The sequence below is a fragment of the [Lactobacillus] rogosae genome (assembly GCA_900112995.1).
GTDB classification, from domain to species: domain Bacteria; phylum Bacillota; class Clostridia; order Lachnospirales; family Lachnospiraceae; genus Lachnospira; species Lachnospira rogosae.
This window is the reverse complement of record FONU01000030.1, coordinates 1-25185: the sequence shown is the minus strand read 5'-3', so window position 1 is coordinate 25185 and position 25185 is coordinate 1. Positions and strand designations below refer to the sequence as shown.

The 25185-nt window shown below is 34.3% G+C and carries 21 protein-coding genes, 1 tRNA gene and 1 rRNA gene; 11 read left to right on the top strand and 12 right to left on the bottom strand.

Annotation, left to right across the window (positions count from 1 at the left end; all coding sequences use genetic code 11):
* Positions 1-110 precede the first annotated feature (110 nt).
* From BM157_RS11790 to BM157_RS11775, 4 genes are all read right to left on the bottom strand, one after another.
* Positions 111-1043 carry a ParB/RepB/Spo0J family partition protein gene (locus BM157_RS11790; RefSeq protein WP_055177366.1) on the bottom strand — a complete coding sequence of 311 codons (933 nt, stop codon included), beginning with the start codon at positions 1041-1043 and terminating at the stop codon, positions 111-113.
* A 1-nt stretch (position 1044) separates the two neighbouring features.
* Positions 1045-1824: a ParA family protein gene (locus BM157_RS11785; protein WP_055177364.1), complete on the bottom strand. Its 780-nt coding sequence runs from the start codon at positions 1822-1824 to the stop codon at positions 1045-1047.
* A 743-nt stretch (positions 1825-2567) separates the two neighbouring features.
* A complete protein-coding gene (locus tag BM157_RS11780) occupies positions 2568-3212 on the bottom strand; it encodes a response regulator (RefSeq protein ID WP_055177360.1) in 645 nt (214 codons plus the stop codon).
* Between the two features lie 24 nt (positions 3213-3236).
* On the bottom strand, positions 3237-4226 hold the full coding sequence (locus BM157_RS11775; protein ID WP_090141274.1) for a histidine kinase: 990 nt from the start codon (positions 4224-4226) through the stop codon (positions 3237-3239).
* Positions 4227-4431: 205 nt separating this feature from the next.
* Here BM157_RS11775 and BM157_RS11770 point away from each other — a divergent pair, with 205 nt between their 5' ends.
* Entirely contained in the window at positions 4432-5385 is a 954-nt protein-coding gene (locus tag BM157_RS11770) for an alpha/beta fold hydrolase (protein WP_055177354.1), read from the top strand.
* 426 nt (positions 5386-5811) lie between these two features.
* Here BM157_RS11770 and rsmG read toward each other — a convergent pair whose 3' ends face one another.
* The 8 genes from rsmG to rpmH form a co-directional block, all read right to left on the bottom strand.
* Positions 5812-6531, bottom strand: coding sequence for a 16S rRNA (guanine(527)-N(7))-methyltransferase RsmG (gene rsmG / locus BM157_RS11765; RefSeq protein ID WP_090141272.1), 720 nt, complete (start codon positions 6529-6531; stop codon positions 5812-5814).
* Positions 6532-6670: 139 nt separating this feature from the next.
* A complete protein-coding gene (mnmG, locus tag BM157_RS11760) occupies positions 6671-8557 on the bottom strand; it encodes a tRNA uridine-5-carboxymethylaminomethyl(34) synthesis enzyme MnmG (protein WP_022501184.1) in 1887 nt (628 codons plus the stop codon).
* Positions 8558-8691: 134 nt separating this feature from the next.
* Complete coding sequence (gene mnmE / locus BM157_RS11755; protein WP_055307000.1) at positions 8692-10065, bottom strand: tRNA uridine-5-carboxymethylaminomethyl(34) synthesis GTPase MnmE; 1374 nt, start codon at positions 10063-10065, stop codon at positions 8692-8694.
* Positions 10066-10302: 237 nt separating this feature from the next.
* The gene (gene jag / locus BM157_RS11750; RefSeq protein ID WP_055177343.1) at positions 10303-11250 is read right to left on the bottom strand and encodes an RNA-binding cell elongation regulator Jag/EloR; all 948 of its coding nucleotides are present in this window, start codon (positions 11248-11250) and stop codon (positions 10303-10305) included.
* 65 nt (positions 11251-11315) lie between these two features.
* Positions 11316-12551, bottom strand: coding sequence for a YidC/Oxa1 family membrane protein insertase (gene yidC / locus BM157_RS11745; RefSeq protein WP_055177340.1), 1236 nt, complete (start codon positions 12549-12551; stop codon positions 11316-11318).
* A 17-nt stretch (positions 12552-12568) separates the two neighbouring features.
* Complete coding sequence (yidD, locus tag BM157_RS11740; protein WP_055177337.1) at positions 12569-12814, bottom strand: membrane protein insertion efficiency factor YidD; 246 nt, start codon at positions 12812-12814, stop codon at positions 12569-12571.
* A 6-nt stretch (positions 12815-12820) separates the two neighbouring features.
* Positions 12821-13162, bottom strand: a complete 342-nt coding sequence (gene rnpA / locus BM157_RS11735) for a ribonuclease P protein component (RefSeq protein WP_055177335.1) — start codon at positions 13160-13162, stop codon at positions 12821-12823.
* Positions 13163-13326: 164 nt separating this feature from the next.
* On the bottom strand, positions 13327-13461 hold the full coding sequence (gene rpmH / locus BM157_RS11730; protein ID WP_022203928.1) for a 50S ribosomal protein L34: 135 nt from the start codon (positions 13459-13461) through the stop codon (positions 13327-13329).
* 439 nt (positions 13462-13900) lie between these two features.
* Here rpmH and dnaA point away from each other — a divergent pair, with 439 nt between their 5' ends.
* The 10 genes from dnaA to BM157_RS13125 all read left to right on the top strand — a co-directional run.
* Complete coding sequence (gene dnaA / locus BM157_RS11725) at positions 13901-15253, top strand: chromosomal replication initiator protein DnaA (RefSeq protein ID WP_022501178.1); 1353 nt, start codon at positions 13901-13903, stop codon at positions 15251-15253.
* Positions 15254-15614: 361 nt separating this feature from the next.
* A complete protein-coding gene (dnaN, locus tag BM157_RS11720) occupies positions 15615-16718 on the top strand; it encodes a DNA polymerase III subunit beta (protein WP_055307002.1) in 1104 nt (367 codons plus the stop codon).
* Between the two features lie 27 nt (positions 16719-16745).
* A complete protein-coding gene (locus tag BM157_RS11715) occupies positions 16746-16964 on the top strand; it encodes an RNA-binding S4 domain-containing protein (RefSeq protein WP_022501176.1) in 219 nt (72 codons plus the stop codon).
* A 17-nt stretch (positions 16965-16981) separates the two neighbouring features.
* Positions 16982-18100, top strand: a complete 1119-nt coding sequence (gene recF, locus BM157_RS11710) for a DNA replication/repair protein RecF (RefSeq protein WP_022501175.1) — start codon at positions 16982-16984, stop codon at positions 18098-18100.
* A gap of 1 nt (position 18101) precedes the next feature.
* The gene (gene gyrB / locus BM157_RS11705) at positions 18102-20024 is read left to right on the top strand and encodes a DNA topoisomerase (ATP-hydrolyzing) subunit B (protein WP_055177331.1); all 1923 of its coding nucleotides are present in this window, start codon (positions 18102-18104) and stop codon (positions 20022-20024) included.
* A gap of 45 nt (positions 20025-20069) precedes the next feature.
* On the top strand, positions 20070-22664 hold the full coding sequence (gene gyrA, locus BM157_RS11700) for a DNA gyrase subunit A (protein WP_055177328.1): 2595 nt from the start codon (positions 20070-20072) through the stop codon (positions 22662-22664).
* A gap of 136 nt (positions 22665-22800) precedes the next feature.
* Entirely contained in the window at positions 22801-23643 is an 843-nt protein-coding gene (locus BM157_RS11695; protein WP_022501172.1) for a fumarate hydratase, read from the top strand.
* Positions 23644-23772: 129 nt separating this feature from the next.
* Positions 23773-24336 carry a Fe-S-containing hydro-lyase gene (locus BM157_RS11690; RefSeq protein ID WP_082421671.1) on the top strand — a complete coding sequence of 188 codons (564 nt, stop codon included), beginning with the start codon at positions 23773-23775 and terminating at the stop codon, positions 24334-24336.
* Between the two features lie 105 nt (positions 24337-24441).
* A tRNA-Ser gene (locus BM157_RS11685) sits at positions 24442-24529 on the top strand.
* A 550-nt stretch (positions 24530-25079) separates the two neighbouring features.
* Positions 25080-25185, top strand: a 16S ribosomal RNA gene (locus BM157_RS13125); the annotation flags it as partial.

Here is a 25185-nt window from a genome sequence, read left to right as displayed (position 1 = left end):
ACTCTGTGCTCATTATTTCTTAATTTTCGTGCTGCTTTCCAGCACATATAAAGTTCCGCAAGGAACTTTTAAGATGAGCACTCTGTGCTCATTATATTTGAAAGTATTATTTAGTTAATCTTCTGCAATAATTCGTATATTCTCTCTAATTCTGCCTGAGAGTAATATTCTATTTCTATTTTTCCTTTATTGTTATTCTTATTCTTGATTACAACCTGAGTTCCCATAATTGCCTTCATCTTCTGCTCTAAATCTCTATAGACAAAATCATTCTTCGGAGCTTTCTTTTCTGGTTTCTCTGGTGCTTCAAGTGCTTTCATTAATTTTTCTACATCTCTCACACTTAACTTCTCGTCAAATATTTTCTGAGCAATCATATACTGCTTATCTTTATCTTCGATTGTTATAATTGTTCTTGCGTGTCCGCTGCTGATTTTACCTTCAATCACCATATCCTGGACTCTCTCATCAAGCTTTAATAATCTTAATGAGTTAGTAATTGCAGCTCTTGACTTAGAAACCTTTTCTGCAACCTCATCTTGTTTAAGTCTATAATCTTTAATAAGTCTTTGATATGCTTTAGCTTCTTCAATTGGGTTAAGATCTTCTCTCTGAATATTTTCAATAAGAGCAATTTCCATTATCTCCTGTGAAGAATAGTCTTTAATAATTACTGGTACTTCCTTAACACCTGCAAGCTTAGCAGCTCTCCATCTTCTCTCACCTGCTATAATCTCATAGTAATTATCTTTCTTCTGAACTAATAATGGCTGTAATACACCGTACTGTTTTATCGATTCTGATAATTCAATCAACGCATCTTCATCAAATGCTTTTCTTGGCTGATCTTTATTAGGCTCTATCAAAGATAATTTCACTTTAGTTTCTGCTGGTACTTCCTTTACAACTTCTTTGACTACCTCTTTAACAACTACATTTTCTTCTGTAGGTGCTTCAGGTATTAAATTAGAAATTCCTCTTCCCAATCCACTTGTCTTACTTCTTTTGGCAGAACTTTTAGTTCCAGTTGACTTTGTTGGCATATTATTTCTCCTTTATTTCTTTATCTCTTTCCATAACTTCCTGTGCCAATAATCTATAACTTTCTGCACCTGTTGATCTTGTATCATATATATTTATTGGCTGTCCATAACTTGGAGCTTCTGCTAATCTTATATTTCTAGGAATAATTGTCTTGTATATATTCTGTTTAAGATTATCCTTGACATTTTCAACAACCTGCAATGAAAGATTAGTTCTTGAGTCATACATTGTAAACACAACACCTTCTAATTCAAGATTTTTATTTAACTTTTTCTTAGCAAGATTAATTGTATAGATTAACTGTGACAAACCTTCAAGTGCATAGTATTCGCATTGTATTGGTACTAACACTGTATCTGCAGCTGTCATTGCATTAACTGTTAGCATACTTAAAGATGGAGGACAGTCCATTATTATATAATCGTAATTTCTTCTTATCTTTGCAACTTCTTCTTTAAGTACATATTCTCTATCTTCAACATCTATAAGGTCAATCTCTGCTCCAGCTAAATTCATATTTGATGGAAGTAAGTCCATATTATCATATACATCTTTAATTATTGCCTCGGATATATCACACTCTCTAAGAATTACATCATATACAGTTTTGTCTGCTTCATTCTTATCCACTCCAACTCCACTTGTTGCGTTACCCTGTGGGTCAATATCTATAAGTAAAACTTTTTGTCCTGCCTCTGCAAGGCAAGCTGTTAAATTAATTGCCGTTGTTGTCTTACCAACACCACCCTTCTGGTTAGCAATTGCTATTACTCTCCCCATAATCAGCCTCCGATTAATAATATAGTGCTTATAATTAATTGATATGTATTCATTATATGTGAAATGCAAGTGTAAAATGTTTCACGTGAAACACAATAAGCATTTTGATGTAAAACATTCATTTTAATTAATAGTCACATATCTATAGTTTAATACTCAAATCTATTTTTTTCAATAGATTTACCTCAATATAATCTGCTAATTTATGTATTTTTAATTATGCAACTAATATTGTTTTATAATATTCATACTATAATCAATAAAAGGGTACAATATAATCTATAAATAGAAAGCATCTAACTTTTAATCTATATTTTCTTGAATACATTTTCTTGAATACCATTAAAGTTTTTGAATTTTATTTAACAAATATTTTTATTTATCATTTATTATATTACACGTTTTATTACGGTTTACATTATTATTTTCACCAACATACAATATTATATAACCATTCAATATAACTCTCCACCCTACTTTACATCTTGATTTTTTGCAGCTAATACTTTCAAATTCTATATTTCAAGCAATACTTTTATATTTTATAGCTTATACTTTCACAACCTAAACAACAAAAAGCAGGTGATATGTTTCACGTGAAACATATCACCCACTCCATTAATTAAATCTATCTACTATATTCAATTCATTACGTTATCCTATAATTATTATTATTGTTACTAATGAATTCAACTCCAACAACAAATAATAAGCACTTATCTTTTATATTCAGCACCAATCTATCACTTTAACTTAATAATATCATTTTTAATTGCAAACACTGCCGCCTGCGTTCTATCAGATACATCAATCTTTTTAAATATATTAGAAACGTGATTTTTAACAGTTCTCTCACTTATGCTTAATGTACTTGCTATTTCTTTATTTGATGAACCAGAAGCAATCATTTTAAGTACTTCCACTTCTCGTCTTGTAAGTTCTTTTGATTTGTCTTTCATCAAATCTCTCTCTGCCAAACGTACATTTAACAAAGGAACAAGTGTTGGCTCTATATATGTCTGTCCTTCGTATACTGTCATAATTGCATTTTTCAATGTATCAAAATCTGAGTCTTTAAGTATATATCCATCGCAATTAAAATCTATAGCCTTAATCAAATATTCAATTTCATTATGTATTGTAAGAACTATAACCTTGCAATCCATTTTCTGAGTTTTAATTATGTTAAGCACCTGAAGTCCGTCAAGATTAGGCATATTAATATCCAGAAGTATTACATCAGGATGTGTCTTATCTGCAAGATTAAGACATTCAAATCCATCTCCAGCCTCTCCTACAACTTTAATATCATCATACATTTCAAGAAGCTGTTTCAAACCTTCTCTAATCATCTTATGATCATCTGCAAGTAAAATATTAACAGACATATTATTTTCTCCCCCAAAAAACTATTATTTCAAAGGTATATTAATAACAAACTCTTTCTCATCTTTGTTATAGTTAATACTACCTCTTAGCAGATTAACCCTTTCAACAAGCATTCTTATTCCATAACCTGTATTATTAGATTTAACCTTGCCAATCTGTTCAAAATCGAAACCACATCCATCATCTTTATAACTAATAGTAAGTTTATTATCATCTGTTGCAATATCAATATATATATTATTGCAGTCAGCGTGTTTAAACGAGTTACTGGTTAATTCATTAATTATCCTTAAAGTTGACATACACACAACGTGCGATATATCATCTGTGCAATCTATTGTATAGTGCATAATAATATCCTTATGACTATCATCTAATTTATCAAGAAGATTCATTAATGCCTCGTTAAATCCCAGGTCATCAAGTTCCATAGGTCTTAACTGGTATATAATATTACGTAGCTCATTAATACTTTCTTTGACAATACCCTTTACATTATTCATTTCTATTTTAGCTCTATTCAAATCCCTATCAGCAATCTGAATAGCAAATTCCTGTTTATGAATAAGTGCTGTCAAATTCTGTACGACTGTATCGTGAATATCCCTTGATATTCTCTTTCTGTCAGCCTCCAATAACCACAATATATTGGTACTATCACTGTTATTATCCACATTTTCCATGGTTTCAATATCATTATTGTTGATAACATCCTGCATTTCTTCCATTTTTACGGATAATTGGTTATAATTTTCCTGATATATCTCTTTTTGTTTTAATAAATCATCAATTTTACTCTTTAATAATTTATTCTGATTTCTCTCAAATACCTCATTGCCAAATGATATAAACATATCCTCTGTCTTATCAGTATTGTTGTCTATTAATGTTATTTTATCATTAATAGTATTAATTTCTATATCAACGCAATGAATATCATCAGATATTTCTTTTAATTTATTATTTATATTTTCAATCTGTTTACTTATGTATTCAACAGCCTTCTCTGACATATGTAACACCCGCCTATCAGTTAAATCGGTTAATTTCGAGCTTTTATACAAATTTTAACTTATTTGTCACTAAAAATAAAGCTTTTTATATAATATTCTAGTCCTAAATGGTCATTAATTTGCCTTAATAGGCATATTGTCACATAATTATATATGGATTATAATTATAATATCATAAAATATTAATATGAATGGAGATTAATATATGAATAAATGGCAAAAACTGGGGCTTGCGGTTGGTATGGGAACAGCCGTTGTAACAACCTCACACATTATTAATAAATTTATATTTGAATCAGCAACAATTAATAATTATACCGGCAAAACTGTTAAACACACCTATAGCTGGAAATTTGGCAATATTGCATATTCCACATATGGCAATTACGACAATCCTCCACTCCTCTTAATTCACGATTTGAAGTCTTATAGCTCTGGCTACGAATGGGATAATACAGTCCATTATTTATCCAAGAAACATCATCTGTATGTTGTTGATTTATTAGGTTGTGGACATTCTGATAAACCACAGATAACATATACAACTTATATGTATACACAGCTTTTAAATGATTTTATAACAAATGTAATTGGCAAAAAGACAGATATAATAGCAACCGGCGACTCCGCTCCTATGGTCATAAGTTCAGTATATATCAAGAAAGATTTATATAATAAAATAATCCTTGTAAGTCCTAAGGCTGTATCTAAAGCCAAAGCCGTACCTGGCAGACGTGCTGGCATAAGACGCAGACTTCTTGATATACCTGTAATTGGGACTACTATATACAATATATGTATGCGAAAAGACCGCCTGAATAATATTCTTTCCAAAAATGTATTCGACAACGGAATAGTTCCTGTTGATTACCTTAATGCTTATTATGAAAATGCACATCTTTCTGGAGCTTCAAGCAAATTTCTTTTTGCAAGCACAGAATGCAATTTTACTACTGCCTCAATTGCCAAAGCCGTATCTGATATTGATAACTGCATATATATAATAACTGGCGAGAACAGCAAGGATACTTCTGTATCAGAGTATCTTTATCTTAACCCTGCAATAGAAGTTGTTGAGATTAAGAACAGCAAGAATCTTCCACAGATAGAACAACCTGTAGAATTTGCCAAACAGGCTGATATTTTCCTGGATATGTAAATTGGTGCGTGACACCTATTTTTGATATTTAAGATAATTTCTACTATTGTAGATCAAAGTGGCTTAATCGGTCAATCAAGGGTTTAAGTAACCTAAATAATTTCTACTATTGTAGATATGTTTGGCAAGAAAATGAAATTTATGTTTAAGTAACTTAAATAATTTCTGCCATAGATATATAAAAATACCTGCTAAAACAGAAATATACATTAGAACTAATTTCTAACACACCTAACTGTTTTAACAGGTATTTTCATATATAATATTTTATATATAACATTTCATATATAATATGTTATTGAATAAATCAGACATACAATACATTTTATCTCTACAACTTATTACTTAATCAGTACTTTGAATAAATCGGACATATGCGTTATTCTATATAACAAACTACCACAATAAAATATTATTTTAATTCAATCACCCTATCGGCTCTTTAGCAGGTAATCCCGCTTTTCTCGGGAATTTCTTAGGCGTATTCTTAACCTTCTTTATATATACAAGTGACCTCTCAATATCTGTTTCAGGCAATTTGAATTTGTCAACTTTCTCAATCTGCCCTCCAAGTATTAATATAGCTTTCTTAGACTTCTCAAGCTCCTCATCAATCTCACCTGATTTGTATGCAACAAAATATCCACCTACCTTAACAAATGGAAGATTATATTCTGAAAGCACTGATAAATCAGCGACTGCCCTTGATACACTGACATCAAATTGTTCTCTTAATTCTTTAGACTTTCCACCATCCTCAGCTCGTCCGTGAACTGTGCTTATTCCTTTTAAGCCTAACTGTGCGATAACTTCATCAAGGAATTTAATTCTTTTATTAAGAGAATCAAATAGCACAACCTCTGTATCAGGATAGGCTATCTTTAATGGAAGTCCTGGAAATCCTGCCCCTGTTCCCACATCAATAAGCTTAATATTGAGGTTACCGCCATCTATAGGCAGCTTTAACACAAGACTATCAAGGTAATGCTTTAACATAACTTCCTCATACTCTGTAATTCCTGTGAGATTCATAAAACTATTCCACTCAACAAGAATTTCATAATACTTATCAAGCTGTTCAAGCTGTTTATCCGACAGTTCTACATTTATGCTTTCTAAATTTCTTTTAAATATAGCACTTGGCATAATTTCTCCTCTAATACACTAACATTTTTTACTATATAATAATTTCCATCATATATATTGATGTTGAGGGAAAAAGCACCAACTATGAGCAAGCCCATATAGTTTTAGACCTTTTGCCCCTGGTATAATATATTTTATATTAATTATTATTTCTTCTATAGCTCTCCAGATACACAAGAAGCACCGATATATCTGCTGGTGATACACCAGATATTCTTGATGCCTGTCCTATTGACCTTGGATTGAACTTATCAAGCTTCTGCATAGCTTCTTTTCTTAATCCATTGATTGCATAATAATCAAGCCCGTCTGGTATTATCTTCTTCTCAAGCTTCTTAAAATGCTCTACCTGACGCATCTGACGGCTTATATAACCTTCATACTTAAGATTAATATTAACCTGCTCCTTAACATCCCAAGGAAGCTCTGTACGGTCTTTATCAATTGGTGCAAGCACTTCATAAGAAAGCTCCGGTCTTTTAATTAATTCTGCAAGAGTAACACCTGTTAAAAGCTCAGTGCTTCCATTTTCTCTTAAAAGGTCCTGAACATTACTGCTGGTTCCTATATTAACAGCCTTTACTCTCTCAATTTCCTCGTCTATAAGCTTAATCTTTAACTGAAGCTTGTCATATCTTTCCTTAGATATAAGTCCGACTTCATAACCATATTTGCTAAGTCTTATATCAGCATTGTCCTGTCTTAATAAAAGCCTGTATTCTGCTCTTGAAGTCATCATTCTGTATGGCTCAAATGATTCCTTAGTTACAAGGTCATCTATAAGCACACCTATATAACTTTCTGAACGGTCAAGTATAAGAGGTTCTTTTCCCTTAACATATAGTGCTGCATTAATACCCGCTATTATCCCCTGTGCTGCAGCTTCCTCATAACCTGAACTTCCATTAAACTGTCCACCTGCAAATAAACCTTTAATCTTCTTGAATTCAAGTGAAGATTTGAGCTGTATTGCACTTATACAATCATATTCAATAGCATAAGCATTACGGACAATTCTTACATTTTCAAGCCCCGGTACGGTTCTATACATTGCATACTGGACGTCCTCTGGCATTGAACTGCTCATTCCGCCAAGATACATTTCATTAGTGTATAAGCCTTCTGGCTCAATGAATACCTGATGTCTGTCCTTATCAGCAAATCTTACTACCTTGTCTTCAATAGATGGACAGTATCTAGGACCTGTTCCCTGTATATCTCCTGAATAAAGAGGTGAACGGTCAATATTATCTTTTATTATCTTATGTGTATCCTCATTAGTGTAAGTAAGCCAGCAGCTTACCTGTTCCTTCTGAACTGACTCAGGGTCTGTTTCAAATGAAAATGGAACTACTCTCTTATCACCAAATTGCTCTGTCATCTTACTAAAATCAACTGAACGCTTATCAACTCTTGCTGGTGTACCTGTCTTAAATCTTCTTATCTCAATTCCATTTTTAATAAGTGAATCTGTTAAATGATTAGCCGCCTGAAGTCCGTTAGGACCTGTATGGTAGCTTACATCGCCGTATATACACCTTGCCTTAAGATATACACCTGTACATAATACAACTGATTCAGCCTCATATACAGCACCCGACACAGTCTTAACGCCCTTTATAACACCGTCCTCAACTATTATCTCAGACACCTCTGCCTGCTTTATATGAAGATGATCTGTATTCTCAAGCACGCATCTCATCCGCCTGCTGTAATCAGACTTATCTGCCTGTGCCCTCAATGAGTGAACTGCCGGGCCTTTTGAGGCATTAAGCATTTTTGACTGAATAAATGTTGCATCTATATTCTTACCCATCTCACCACCGAGAGCGTCTATCTCCCTTACAAGATGTCCTTTAGAACTTCCTCCAATATTAGGATTACAAGGCATCATTGCAATGCTCTCAACACTGACAGTAAATATAATTGTTTCAAGTCCAAGTCTGGCACTTGCAAGAGCTGCCTCGCATCCTGCGTGTCCCGCACCAACAACTATTACATCATAAGTTTCTTTAATATTAGGCATAACCTTAACCTTTCTATGTAACTTTTACTACATTTCTTTAATAACTTTACATATATATACTTATATATTTATCAATATCTTTAATATAATTAAATATACTTTATATAATCAATTACACTTTATACAACCTGACACTATTTACCCATACAGAACTTCTCGAATATCCTGTCTGCAAGGTCGTCCTCGACTTCCTCACCAATGATAAGACCAAGCTTCTCATAAGCATTCATCATATCAATAGTTAAAAAATCTTCGCTTACTCCTGCCTCTATTCCACCTTTAACAAGCTTAAGGCTTTCTAACGCCTCTCTTAAAAGATTTTTATGTCTGAGGTTAGTTATATATATTTCTTCGTTAGTTTCTATCTCGCCGTTAAAGAACATATTTTTAATTTCAGTTTCCAGATCGTCAATACCAGTTTCTTCTTTAGCTGATACTGATATTACATTACACGACAAATGCTTCAATATATCTTCTTTGGTGACAACCGCCTGTATATCCGATTTATTCAATAATACAAGTACCTTTTTATTCATAATAAGGTCCATAATCTCGTAATCATTATTATCCAGTGGTCTTGAAGCATCTATGACAAATATAATCAAATCTGCCTCTGAGGCATATTTCTTAGCTTTATTAACACCTATATTCTCCACATAATCATCTGTCTTTCTTATTCCCGCTGTATCAATAAGATTAAGCGTAATTCCTGACAGATTAATCTGTTCTTCAAGAACATCTCTTGTTGTTCCCTCTATATCTGTAACTATCGCACGTTCCTCTTTCGCAAGCGCATTTAAAAGGCTTGACTTACCCGCGTTAGTTTTCCCCAATATTACTGTCCTTATTCCATCCCGCATAATACGGCCATTGTCGGAAGTTTTCAACAATTTATCAACCTTATCCACACAGTTATCCACATCTTTTGTCATTTTATCAACATTATCATTAATATCAAAATGTTCTGGATCATCTAATGCAGACTCAATAAATGCTACATTATCAAGTATTACTTCCCTGATAGCTGTGATTTTCTCTGATAATCTTCCGCCTAATTGATTAACTGATGATTTAAGTGCATAATCATTTCTTGCATTAATAATATCTATAACCGCTTCCGCCTGAGATAAATCAATGCGTCCATTAAGAAATGCCCTCTTAGTAAACTCACCAGGCTCAGCAGGTCTTGCACCATTCTTTAACACTGTATCTAATACTTTTCTTGTTACAAGTATTCCTCCGTGACAGTTAATCTCTATCACATCTTCTCTTGTATATGTATTAGGAGCTTTCATTACTGATACAAGCACCTCATCAATCACCTCATCACCATCTTTTATCACGCCATAGTGAATTGTGTGGCTGTCTGCTTTTGATAACTTTTTATTATTCTTAGCTTCAAATATTGTATCTGCAACACTTATTGCATTTTCTCCGCTTATTCTTACTATGCTTATTCCGCCACTAGACATTGTGCTTGTCGATATTGCCGCTATTGTCTGCTCCATACTACATATTCCCTTCTAAATTATCGTAATAATTTCCTGCTATTTAAGAACAAAGAGTCACTTTGTGACTCTTTGCGCGCCGAGTGCTGTCGCTTGCGACAAACTACAGCTTCACGCGAGTGCGCATCACTGGCACATAGTGCCTATTATTTAATAGGAAATTCTATTGGAATTTCCTATTAAATAATAAAGATTGCTGTTGTAATAATACCACAGCAATCTTTAAATTAAAACATATTATCTTGAATATCTATTGTTATCTGAGTATCTGTGCTCTGAATATCTGTTATTGCCAGCCTTCTCTCTGTCAAGATATACAACGACGTGTCTGAATGGTTCTTCACCTTCACTCTTTGTAGATACGAACTTATCACCCTGTAATGCTGAGTGAATTATTCTTCTCTCATATGGGTTCATTGGCTCAAGTGCAACTGAGCGTCTGCTTCTCTTAACCTTGTATGCAATATTCTTTGCAAGTGATTCAAGAGTATCTTTTCTTCTCTGTCTGTAATTCTCTGTATCAACCTTAATTCTTACATACTTTTCTTTACCCTTGTTAAGTACAAGACTTGTAAGATACTGGATTGAGTCAAGTGTCTGTCCTCTCTTACCGATAAGAAGTCCCATATTCTCGCCAATAAGTTCAACATTGACACATTCTTCTTCTGTATCGAATGTTATCTTTACTTCAACCGGAATATCCATTGCACTGAACATATCACCAAGAAATGTTCTTATTCTTGATTCGATTTCTTCATTAGATAATACTGGTCTTGGTTCATTGTTGTTAGCTTTTTCTTCTAAATCTTCTTCACTGGCATTAACTGCCTGTGTTGCACTTACCTTTGAATTATCTGCCTTAGGAGCTGTTTCTTTCTTAACAGCCTTTTCTGTCTCTTTAACAACTTCTTTCTTAGATTCGGCCTTAATCTCACTCTTGATTGTGTCATCAATTGACTTCTTTTCTTTAGCTTCTAACTTGCTAAATTCATCATCTACTGAACCTACACCAGCCTTAACTCTTGCCTTAATCTTTGTTGGCTTTGAATTAAAAATACCGAATAAACCGTTGCTTCCTTTTTCAATAACTTCATATTCAATGTTATCGCTTGTTGTTTCAAGCTTAAGACACGCATTAGTAAGTGCGTCATCTATTGTCCTACCTGTAACTTCAATATATTCCATTGTTTTGCCCTCACTATCTAATTATAAAATATTGTCTGTTACTTTTTTAATCTGCTCTGTATACACTAATTCTTCTTGCCGCCATTCTTAGTATTCTTCTCATTATACTTGGCAACCATTCCAGCCTTTTCTGCAAGGCTTCCTGGCTTAGCTGTCTTATAATACTTAGATGATTCTTTTATTTCCTGAACCTTCTTTTCATTCTCAGCCTTAATCTGCTCTAAAGACTTTACAGCCTTTTCTCTGCTGGCAGACATATTCTTAGTGCTTGTTGTAGCATTTTTAGCTATCTTTTCTGGTGGAAGACCCTTCTTCGCACGCTTCTTATTACGCTTTTCTACATTACGTTTTACAATCTCGTCCGCACCAAGCTTGTCATAGTAACGATTGATAAATACAGTAATAATTGTCTGAACAACTGCTGTAGCTATCCAGTAAAGACCAAGACCTGCTGGTACTGAAATTGCGATAAATGCTGACATCAATGGCATAATGTACATTGTCATCTTCATTGATGCTGCCATTGGGTTATCGTCATCAACTTCTGTATTCTGTCCAGACTGAGCAACCTTTACACTTATGAACTGTGTTACACCAGCAAGGATAGGTATAAGGATTGCAAGTGTAAATCCAAATCCTGGTTCCTGTGACATATTAATACCCAAAAATGTATTCATATGTTCAAGACTTGAGTGGCTGTTAGCTATTGTATCGCTAAATGCAGGGAAAGCATTTCTTAAAGCTTCCCACTTATCAGCACTGAACTTATTAATCTCTGTGATTGCTGTATCAACATTAGTCCAGTCTATATTCTCACCGAACTGCTTCATAGTATCTGCATAACCATCAACAGCCATAATACCGCCGTTATCTTTAAGAAATGCTATAAATAAGTTCTTTAACTGTGAAATATAAAGAGGGATAAATCTGAATACCTGGTATAATGCCAAAAGGATAGGCATCTGTATAAGCATCTGTACGCATCCACCCATCTGTGAAACGCCATACTTCTCATATACAGCCTTAGTCTCTTCCTGCATCTTCATCATTGCATTCTGATCATCTCTTTTGTCCTTATATTTGGCATTAATTGCCTTAATTTCCGGACTCATTACTGCATTAAGCTTAGTAAGCTTCTGCTGTTTAATACTAAGTGGAAGCATACAAAGCTTAACAATAATTGTAAATAATACGATTGCAACAGCTACATTTCCAATGTGTAAAAAGCTCAAAGCTTCAAACAAAAGGTTAAATATATAACCTAACACCTTAGCTATTGGCATAATAATTGCATTAAACAAATCGAACCTCCTGGTTATTAATGTAATCTTTTTCTTTTATATTTACCAATAGGTACAGGATCAAATCCTCCCTTATGAAAAGGATTACATCTTAATATTCTTTTAAATGCCAACCATCCACCTAATATAACTCCATACATATCTATAGCTTCTACTGCATACTGGGAACACGAAGGAACATAATTACAGTAACTTCTTCCTTTATATGGCGACAGCACCAGTTGATAAAATCTAATAAGTTTAATAACTATCTTCTTTCCCATTATAATCTACCTATACATATTATGAAGCTTTAAAAGATGAATCATTGATTTACAAGTTTCTGTATAACCCTTGTCTTTAAGACCAGCCTTGACAACAACTACTACATCTATGCCATCAGGTATATGATTAGTGTTAAGCCTGAAGGCTTCTCTTACTAATCTGGCCAGTCTGTGTCGGACAATACTATTCCCGACTTTCTTGCTCACAGATACACCGAGTCTTTTCGTATCCGTTCCGTTCTTGCTGATATACATAATTAACTCTCTGTTTGCGTAAGAGTTTCTTTTGTTGTATACCTTTTTAAAATCTTCATTTTTCTTCAATGTTTCAAAATCTTTGTACTTCATAAACACTCCACCATATAATTATTTGTTTAAATTAAATTCTGGTTAATCTTCAATAAATGAATTATTTCTAATAAATAACTCATTTAAGCAATTCATTTACAATAAATATAATAATAAAGAAAAAAGCAGATGAATACTGACGTACTCATCTGCTGTAAAATCAATTAAGCTGAAAGTCTCTTTCTTCCCTTTGCTCTTCTTGCTGCTAAAACTTTTCTTCCACCTGGAGTACTCATTCTTGATCTAAAACCGTGAACCTTAGATCTCTGTCTTGTCTTAGGCTGAAATGTCATCTTCATAATCTATGCACCTCCTTCACTACCATTATTATATATGGTAAGAATATTCTTCAAGTTTCAATGTGCTTAAGCACTTTTTTTTAAAACATCGTTCTAATTATATTCGCAATATATAGCAAAGTCAAGCAAAACATAACTTTTTTTGACGTTTTTTTAATCATGTGGATTTATACACAGATATCAACAGCTTATACCGAGTTATCAACATATTGTGCAAAACTTGTGCATAACTCTCATGGATATTGTGGTTAACTCTATGATTTTCTTGACAAATTGCGTATTTTCGACATTTTTCAACTGCATAAACTTATACACAGCATGTTTACAATACCTTATTTTTTAAAAGTTATCCACAATTCTGTTGAAAAAAACACTTAAATGCTTTATGATTATAAAGGAATGTTGTAATCATTCTAATACTGCCAGAAAGGCGAATAATATGAACGAAATTATTAATAACTGGGATTTAATTCTTAACACCTTTAAGAACGAATGTGATATACAGAACCTTTCTTTTACAACATTTATTAAGCCGCTTCAGGTTATTTCAGTCAGTGATAATGAAATAACTCTTCTTTCAGACACACAGATGTCTGCTAACTATGTTGAAAAAAGGTATCTTAAATTTCTCGAAGTAACCATTAGTGAGATTATGAAAAAAGATTATAAATTAAGAATTATTTCAGAAGATACTTTAAATGAAGAAACTGCTAAAAAGACAGCACAGGAGAGTTCTCCTAATAAGAATATTTCTCTTAATCTTAATCCTAACTACACATTTGAAACATTCGTAGTAGGTAATAACAACAACCTTGCCCATGCGGCGTCTTTAGCTGTTGCTGAATCACCGGGGGAAGTATATAACCCTCTGTTTATATATGGAGGTGTTGGACTTGGTAAGACGCATCTTATGCAGGCAATAGCACATTTTATAATAGAAAACAATCCTTCCAAGAAGGTGTTGTATGTAACAAGTGAAACATTTACTAACGAACTTATTGATGCAATCCGTAATAAAGAGAATGCAGAAAAAGGCAATGCTGCATTCAGAAACCGTTACCGTAATATAGATGTTCTTCTTATTGATGATATACAGTTCATTATAGGTAAGGAATCTACTCAGGAGGAGTTCTTCCATACTTTTAATTCCCTTTATCAGGACGGCAAGCAGATTGTTATATCTTCTGATAAGCCACCTAAGGAAATGGAAACTCTCTCCGAAAGATTAAGAACACGATTTGAAATGGGACTTCCTGTCGATATACAGATCCCTACATATGAAACTAAGATGGCTATTATTAATAGGAAAGCAGAGATTTCAGGACTTGATATTCCATATGAAGTTTCTGATTATGTAGCTACCCATATCAAGTCAAGTATCAGGGAGCTTGAAGGTGCATTAACTAAACTTTCAGCATTTTCTAAGCTTTCACATACGCCTATAACTGTGGAATTTGCAGAACAGACATTAAAGGATCTTATCTCACCTGATGCGAAAAAAGAGATAACCCCTGAACTTATTATCCAGACGGTTGCAGACCATTTTAATGTCAAATATGATGACCTTTTATCATCTAAGCGTACAGCTGACATTGTTCATCCACGCCAGATTGCTATGTATCTGTGCCGTCAGATGACCACAGCTCCACTTCAGGCAGTTGGTAAGGCTCTCGGTAACCGTGACCATACAACAGTTATCCACGGAGCTGAAAAGATAGCTCAGGAAGTTGTCAAGAATGATTCTATGCGCAATACCATAGATATTATCATTAAAAAGATAAATCCTTCATGAGTTATTAACAGTTGTACACCTGTATTTGCATAGTTATCCACATGGTTATCAACATATTGTGGATTTATCCACATATTATTATTGATATGTTGTTTATAGCCTGTGCTTTTTATGTTGATTAAATTTAATAACTTTTTTTTGAATTTTTCATTTTATTTTTTATCAACATTTTTTTATTGTTTTTAACACGCAATACAGTTACTAATAACTTGGTTATCCTATGGTGTAATGCTGATATTTACTGGGTTTGTATGACTTTTTAACATATTCACAGCCCCTACTATAACTACTACTGAATTATATATATTTATATATGTGCCTGTTATTAACTTTACGGCACCGAAAGGAGTTTTGAACAATTATGAAACTTGTATTTTCTAAGAGTGATTTGAATAAGGCAGTTGGTATTGTAATGAAAGCCGTTCCTACAAGAACAACTATGAACATTCTTGAATGTATTCTTATTGATGCTACTACTAACGTTATTAAATTTACTGGTAACGATATGGAACTTGGTATAGAAACTATCGTTGAAGGCGAGATTATAGAAAAAGGTAAAGTTGCTATTGATGCTAAGCTATTTTCTGAAATCGTAAGAAAACTTCCAGATAGTGAGATTACTATTACTACAGATGCTAATTACACATCTTTAATTACCTGTGAGAAGAGTAAATTTAATATTGCCGGTAAATCCGGAGATGATTTTTCTTATTTACCTATCATAGAGAAAGATAAAATGATAACTATTTCCCAGTTTAATTTAAGAGAAGTAATTAATCAGACTATTTTCTCTACTGCACCTAATGACAACAATAAGATGATGACTGGTGAACTTTTCGAGGTATCTGACAATGTGCTTAAAGTAGTAGGTCTTGATGGACACCGTATCGCTATTAGAAACTTCAATCTTGAAGGACGTGCAGATGACGTTAAAGTAGTTGTTCCTGGTAAGACTTTACAGGAAATCAGCAAGATATTATCTACTGATGCAGAAAATATGGTAAATGTATACTTTACTAATAACCACATTTTATTTGAATTCGATAATACAACTGTTGTATCACGTCTTATTGAAGGAGAATATTTTAAGATTAACCAGATGCTTTCAAGCGATTATGGTACTAAGGTTGTTATCAATAAGAAAGAATTTATTGATTCAATAGACAGAGCTAATCTTCTTATTAAGGAGGGCGAGAAGAAGCCTATTATCATTAATATTACAGATGGCTCATTAGAGGTTAATGTTAATTCAGCAATCGGTACTCTTAACGAAGATATTGATATTGAGAAAGAGGGTAAGGATCTAATGATTGGATTTAATCCTAAGTTCCTCTTAGATGCTTTAAGAGTTATTGATGATGAAACAGTTGATATTTATCTTGTTAATCCTAAAGCACCTTGCTTTATAAGAGATAAAGAACAGTCTTATATATATTTAATACTTCCAGTAAACTTTACAGCTTAATGGTAAATATTAGAAATGGAGCGTATTATGGAAGAAATAACAATCAGAAATGGTGATGAATTCATCAAATTAGGACAGGCAATTAAAGCCGCAGGCTTTGTTGAGTCTGGAGTTGAAGCCAAGATAGTCATTCAGGACGGACTTGTTAAAGTGAACGGAAAGGTCGAGACACAGAGAGGCAAAAAGCTTGTTGGCGGCGAAATAGTAGAATTTGAGGGCAATAAGCTTCTAATTAAAAATAATTAATAACAGCAGGTGTAATTGTGATAATAGAGTCTCTTGATTTAAAAAATTACCGTAATTATGATATTTTGAATATGAATTTTGATAAAAATGTCAATATTATATATGGCGATAACGCACAGGGTAAGACTAATATTTTAGAATCTATATATTTCTGTGCGACTTCTAAGTCACACAGGGGAAGCAAAGATAAAGATATAGTCAAATTCGGAGAGTCTGAGTCACATATTAAAGCTAATGTAATTAAGAATGATATAAGTTATCGTATTGATATGCACTTAAAGAGCAATAAGCCAAAAGGTATAGCTGTTAATGGAATACCTATAAAGAAAGCTGTTGATTTATTTGGTATAATTAATGTTGTGCTTTTTTCGCCTGAGGATCTTAACATTATTAAGGACGGACCTTCGCAGAGAAGACGTTTTATGGATATGGAGTTAAGCCAGCTTAACAAAATATATCTTAGTAATCTTGTTAATTTTAATAAAGTACTTGGACAGCGCAATAAATTATTAAAAGAACTGGCATTTAATCCGTCAGAGGAGATGATAAGCTCACTTGATATATGGGATATGCAGTTTGAGCGATATGGTAAATGTATCATAGAAGGCAGAAAAAAGTTCATAAGGGAACTTAATCTTATTATTAGCGAAATACATTCAAAGCTTACAGGTGGAAGTGAAAAGCTTGTTGTAGAGTATGTGCCATTTGTCAATGAAGATGAATTAGGCAGTGCTTTATCAGAGTATCGCAAGAAGGATATTAAGTATAAATGTTCCTGTGCAGGGCCGCACAAAGATGACCTTGTATTTAACATTAACGGAAAAGATGTCAGGAAATACGGTTCTCAGGGACAACAGCGTACAGCAGCTTTATCACTTAAGTTATCAGAGATAGAGCTTGTCAAGAAGATTATTAAGGACAAACCTATATTACTGTTAGATGATGTATTGTCTGAGCTTGACAGTAACAGGCAGAATTTTCTGCTTAACAGCATAGGAGATATACAGACAATAGTCACCTGTACAGGATTGGACGAATTTATTAATAATAGAATTAATATTAATAAAGTATTTAAAGTAACTAATGGAACAGTAAGTCACATAATGTGCGGCGATGAGGCTGCAGAAATGAGGTAATATGGCAGAGCAGAATTATGGTGGAGATCAGATTCAGATATTAAAGGGTCTTGAAGCCGTTAGAAAAAGACCTGGTATGTACATAGGAAGTACATCTGCAAGAGGATTACACCATCTTGTTTATGAAATAGTAGATAATGCGGTAGATGAGGCACTTGCAGGATACTGTAATGTTATTAAGGTATTTATTAATAAAGACAATTCAATAACGGTTACAGATAATGGTAGAGGAGTACCTGTAGATATCAACCACGAAACAGGAAAGCCTGCCATTGAAGTTGTATACACTATGCTTCACGCCGGTGGTAAGTTCGGTGGTGGAGGATACAAGGTATCTGGTGGTCTTCACGGTGTTGGTGCATCAGTAGTTAACGCATTGTCAGAATGGATGGAAGTTGAAGTTAAGAGAAATGGACATATATATGAACAGCGCTATGAAAGAGGCAATGTATGCTTTGATTTAAGAGTTGTCGGTGATTGTCCAGCAGAGCAGACAGGAACAAAGGTTACATTTTTACCTGATAAAGAAATCTTTCAGGAAACAACAATATTTGAATACGATGTGTTAAAGCACAGATTAAGAGAGATGGCATTCCTAACTAAAGGAATTAAGATTGTTCTTACTGACTTAAGAGAAGGTATTGAACAGGAAGAAACTTTCCATTATGAGGGTGGTATCAAGGAATTTGTTGAGTATATCAACAAGAGCAAAGAGCCTCTCTATAGTCAGGTTATATACTGTGAGGGTGTTAAGGATAACGTACAGGTAGAAGTAGCATTCCAGCATAATGACGGCTTTAACGAGGTTGTAGACACATTTGTTAATAATATAAAGACACCTGAGGGTGGTACACATCTTGCTGGTTTTAGAAATGCTATGACTAAGACTTTCAACGATTATGCAAGAAAGAATAAGATATTAAAAGACAGCGACCAGAGCCTTTCAGGTGATGATATAAGAGAGGGACTTACAGCAATTGTAAGTGTCAAGATTGAAGACCCTCAGTTTGAAGGACAGACTAAGCAGAAGCTTGGTAATACTATAGCAAGAAGTGCCGTTGACAGCATTGTTTCAGAACAGCTTGGCATATTCTTAGAGCAGAATCCATCAGTAGCCAAGTCTATATGTGAGAAGTCACTTCTTGCACAAAGAGCAAGAGAGGCTGCAAGAAAAGCAAGAGATCTTACAAGAAGAAAGACAGCACTTGAGAGTACATCACTTCCAGGAAAGCTTGCAGATTGTACAGATAAGAACCCTGAGAACTGCGAGATATACATCGTTGAGGGTGATTCAGCCGGTGGTTCAGCTAAGACAGCAAGAAGCCGTGCAACACAGGCAATACTTCCACTTAGAGGTAAGATTTTAAATGTTGAGAAGGCAAGACTTGACAGAATATTAGGCAACGAAGAGATAAAGGCTATGATAACAGCCTTTGGTACAGGCATACACGAAGATTTTGATATAAGCAAATTAAGATATCATAAGATTATTATTATGACAGATGCCGATGTTGATGGTGCTCATATCGCAACACTGCTTCTTACATTCTTCTACAGATTTATGCCTGAGCTTATAAGACAGGGACATGTATACCTTGCACAGCCACCACTTTACAAGGTTGAGAAGAACAAGAAGGTATGGTATGCCTACAGTGATGAAGAACTTAATAATATTATGCTTGAAATCGGACGTGACCAGAACAACAAGGTTCAGCGTTACAAGGGATTAGGTGAAATGGATGCTGAACAGCTCTGGGATACAACTATGGATCCTCATAAGAGAATATTATTAAGAGTAGATATGAAAGAGGATGACGAGGCAGACCTTGATGTTACATTCTCAACACTTATGGGTGATAAGGTAGAACCAAGACGAGAATTTATAGAAACTAATGCCAAATATGTTAAAAATCTCGATATTTAGGCAGAATAATATTTACTATATGTGTTAAAGAAAGGAAATATATTAATGGATGAACATATCTTTGATAAAGTTCAGGAAGTAGATATGCAAAAGACTATGAAAGATTATTACATAGACTATGCGATGAGCGTTATAGCTTCAAGAGCATTGCCTGATGTAAGAGATGGTCTTAAGCCGGTTCAGAGAAGAATATTGTATTCTATGGTTGAACTCAACAATGGTCCTGATAAGCCACATAGAAAGTGTGCCCGTATCGTAGGTGATACAATGGGTAAATACCACCCACACGGTGATTCATCAATATATGAAGCCCTTGTAAAGCTTGCTCAGGATTTTAATACAAGATATCCACTTGTTGATGGACACGGTAACTTTGGTTCTGTCGATGGAGATGGAGCTGCTGCGATGCGATATACAGAAGCTAGACTTAGCAGAATTTCTATGGAGATGACAGCAGATCTTAACAAAGACACAGTAGATTTTATACCTAACTTTGATGAAACAGAGAAAGAACCTACAGTTCTTCCATCAAGATATCCTAACCTTTTAGTTAATGGAACATCAGGTATAGCTGTTGGTATGGCTACTAATATTCCACCACATAACTTAAGGGAAGTAATAGGTGCAGTAGTTAAGATAATTGATAATAAGATAGAGAATAACAGAGATACTTCGCTAGAGGAGATATTAGAGATTGTCAAAGGTCCTGATTTCCCTACTGGCGGAACAATTATAGGAAAGACAGCAATAGAGGAAGCTTACAGAACAGGAAGAGCCAAGATTAAGGTAAGAGCGGTTACTAACATTGAGCCTATGACTAATGGAAAGAACAGAATTGTTGTTACAGAACTTCCATATATGGTTAATAAGGCAAGACTTATTGAGAAGATTGCTGAGCTTGTAAGAGATAAGAGAATTGACGGAATTACAGATTTAAGAGATGAGTCAGACAGAGAGGGTATGAGAATAGCTATAGAGTTAAGAAGAGATGTTAATCCTAATATTATTCTTAATCAGTTATATAAGCATACACAGCTTCAGGATACATTTGGCGTTATTATGCTTGCCCTGGTAGATAACCAGCCTAAGGTGCTTAATCTTTACGAGATGCTTAAATATTACCTTATGCATCAGGAAGATGTTGTTACAAGAAGAACAAAATACGACCTTAACAAAGCTGAGGAGAGAGCTCACATATTAGAAGGTTTAATAATTGCACTTGATAATATCGACAGGGTAATCTCAATAATCAGAGGTTCGGAAAATGTCCAGACAGCCAGGGAAAGCCTGATGAAAGAGTTCAATCTCACAGAGGCACAGTCACAGGCTATCGTAGATATGAGACTCCGTGCCCTGACAGGTCTGGAAAGAAGCAAGATAGAAGCAGAACTTGCTGAATTACAGAAGAAGATTGATGAGTATAAGGCAATCCTTGCTGATAAGAATAAGCTTCTTACAGTTATTAAGACAGAGATATCAATAATAGCAGACAAATACGGAGATGACAGAAGAACATCTATAGGATTTGATGAGTATGATATTTCTATGGAGGATCTTATACCAGATGAGCCTTGTGTTATTGCACGTACTAATATGGGATATGTAAAGAGAATGACACCGGATAATTTCAAGAGCCAGCACAGAGGTGGCAAGGGAATTAAAGGTATGCAGACACTTGAAGAAGATTACATTGAAGATTTGTTTATGACAACATCACACTATGTACTTACATTTTTCACTAATACAGGACGAGCATATAAGTTAAAGGCTTATGAAATCCCAGAAGCAGGAAGAACCTCCAGAGGAACAGCTATAATCAACCTGTTACAGCTTGCACCGGGCGAAACTATAACAGCAGTCGTTCCAGTTAAGATAGAAGACATCAAAGATGACGATTATCTGTTTATGGCGACTAAAAATGGTATAGTTAAGAAGACACCTTGCAAAGAATTTGCCAACATAAGAAAGAATGGAATTCAGGCAATGACTTTAAGAGATGATGATGAGCTTATTGAAGTTAAACTTACTGATGATACAACAGAAGTTATGATGGTAACTAAACTTGGTATGTGCATAAGATTTAAGGCAACAGACGTAAGACCTACAGGAAGGTCAGCTATGGGTGTCATAGGTATGAATCTTATGGATACAGATGAAGTGGTAGGAGTACAGCTTAATAATCAGGGTAATACTATGCTTATCGTATCTGAGAATGGTATGGGTAAGAAGACTGATATTAATGAGTATGCAGTACAGCATCGTGGTGGCAAAGGTGTTAAATGTTACAAGATAACAGAAAAGACAGGTAATGTTATAGGTGCTAAGGCTGTAGACGATACAAGAGAAGTAATGCTTATTACAACTGAGGGAATTATAATCAGACTTGCATGCAGGGATATATCTACATTAGGAAGAATAACATCAGGAGTTAAGCTTATTAATCTTGATGAGGGTGTAAAAGTTGCTACAGTTTCCAAAGTAAGAAAGAACCCATCTGATGAGAATGGCAGTGAAGCCAGTGATGAAAATGGTTATTCTAAAGAAAATATTGCAACAGATACACAAGAAGATGCTGTGGACATACAGGATAAATCAATTGACAGATTACTAGACGCGGCAGAAAAAGACCAGCAGCAATAATATAATTATAAATAATATAATTATAAATAATATAGTTATAAATAATATTAATTATAATTAAGAGCCATCAGTTGTATACAATTACAATTGGTGGCTTTTGCCTATTCAGACCAATTATTAAGAGGAGAATGTGGATATGAGAGAGTTAAATGTGGATATAATCACACAGAACATTAAAGAAATGTGTATAGAAGCCAATCATTTTTTGACAGATGATATGAAAAAGGTATTTAAAAATGCAGTTGCCACAGAAGAATCACCATTAGGAAAGAAGGTTCTTAACCAGCTCAACGAGAATCTTGATATAGCAGGTAATGATATGATTCCTATATGTCAGGATACAGGGATGGCAGTTATATTTATAAATGTCGGACAGGAAGTACATTTTACTAATGGTAATATAACAGATGCCATTAACGAAGGGGTACGTCAGGGATATGTTGACGGATATTTAAGAAAGTCAGTAGTATCAGACCCTATTATAAGAGAGAATACCAAAGACAACACACCGGCAGTTATTCATTACAATATTGTAGAAGGTGATAAGGTAGATATTACTGTTGCACCTAAGGGCTTTGGAAGTGAGAATATGAGCAGGGTATTTATGTTAAAGCCTGCTGACGGAATAGAAGGTGTTAAGGAAGCTATATTAACAGCAGTAAAAGATGCAGGTCCTAACGCTTGTCCTCCTATGGTAGTAGGAGTTGGAATTGGTGGTACATTTGAACAGTGTGCACTTCTTGCAAAGAAAGCACTTACAAGAAATGTAGAAGAACCTTCACCAGTACCATATGTCAATGAACTTGAGAAGGAAATGCTTGAAAAGATTAACAAGTTAGGAATAGGACCGGGTGGACTTGGCGGCACACAGACAGCACTTGCCATAAATATAGAAACATACCCAACACATATAGCTGGTCTTCCAGTAGCAGTTAATATGTGCTGTCACGTAAACAGACACGCACATAGGGTAATATAATAGCTTATATAACAATATATATAATAGATGTAAGGCACATCTAAAAGGTAGAAGTATTATTTTATGCAGGCATAGACATATTTTGACATTGTGAGCCTTACATCGTATATAAAGACTAATATAACAGAAATGAGGATTAATATGGATAAATATATTAATGCACCAATAAGTGATGAAGATGCAAGAAGTCTTAAATCGGGAGATTATGTATATATAACAGGAACTATCTATACAGCAAGAGATGCAGCTCATAAGAGAATGGCAGAGGCTCTTGAAAGAAAAGAGCAGCTTCCAATAGATATGAAGAATAACATAATATATTATATGGGACCATCACCAGCCAGAGAACAAAGACCAATAGGTTCAGCAGGTCCAACAACTGCAAGTCGTATGGATAAATATGCACCAGACCTTTTAGACCTTGGACTTAAGGGAATGATAGGCAAAGGCAAAAGAAGCAAGGCAGTAATAGATGCAATTGTAAGAAATGGGGCAGTATACTTTGCGGCAGTTGGCGGAGCGGGTGCTATCCTTTCCAAATGTATTAAGAAATCAACAGTTATTGCATATGATGACCTTGGAACAGAGGCAATAAGAGAACTGGAGGTTGAGAATTTCCCTGTTGTCGTAGTAATAGACAGCGAAGGTAATAACTTATATGAAACAGCAATTAAAGAATATAGAAAAGAATAATAAAAAATGTATTGACAACAATAATATGCTCTGCTATAATCAGCTATGCGATTGACGCGTGAGTACGTCAAAGCATAATTTCATAATCGTTTATATATGGAATCTGGAGAAATACTCAAGAGGCTGAAGAGGCGCCCCTGCTAAGGGTGTAGGTCGGGCAACCGGCGCGAGGGTTCAAATCCCTCTTTCTCCGCTTGGCAGGATCAAGCTCACAACCATATGGTTGCGAGCTTTTTCTATGGGATTTCTTAAGCTGGTTATGAAAAGTTATTTACTTAAAGCTTCGCAAGGTTAATATTTAACCAGAAGCGTTAATGCAGTTTACATTATCTTTATTGAATGTTTTTGATGGACTTGATTGTTTGCAATCAGAGCATTGATATGAAGAATGAGTGAGTTTTAAATTATTTTTACAACAATTTAAAATAAAATTCAAAAAAATGTAAAAAAGTGTTGACAAAGTAAATAACAAGTGATATTATAATCAAGTCGCCACGAGAGATGAGCGACACAAAAGCTTCTCAAACATAGATAAATACTGAGTTTGAAAGCAATGAACTTTGATAACTGAACAGAAAGACAACCTTGAAAATTCTTTTTTAGAATTTCGAGATGAGTACAGAATTCGATAGAATTAAGTATACATCTTTTGTGAACATCATTCAAGCAATTGAATGAATCCTTAAACACAGTATAAGGAAACTATTATTAAGCTAGTTAGTTTGTAACTGACAAGGCAAACTTTTTATGAGAGTTTGATCCTGGCTCAGGATGAACGCTGGCGGCGTGCTTAACACATGCAAGTCGAACGAAGCATTTGCGACAGATTTCTTCGGATTGAAGTTGCTT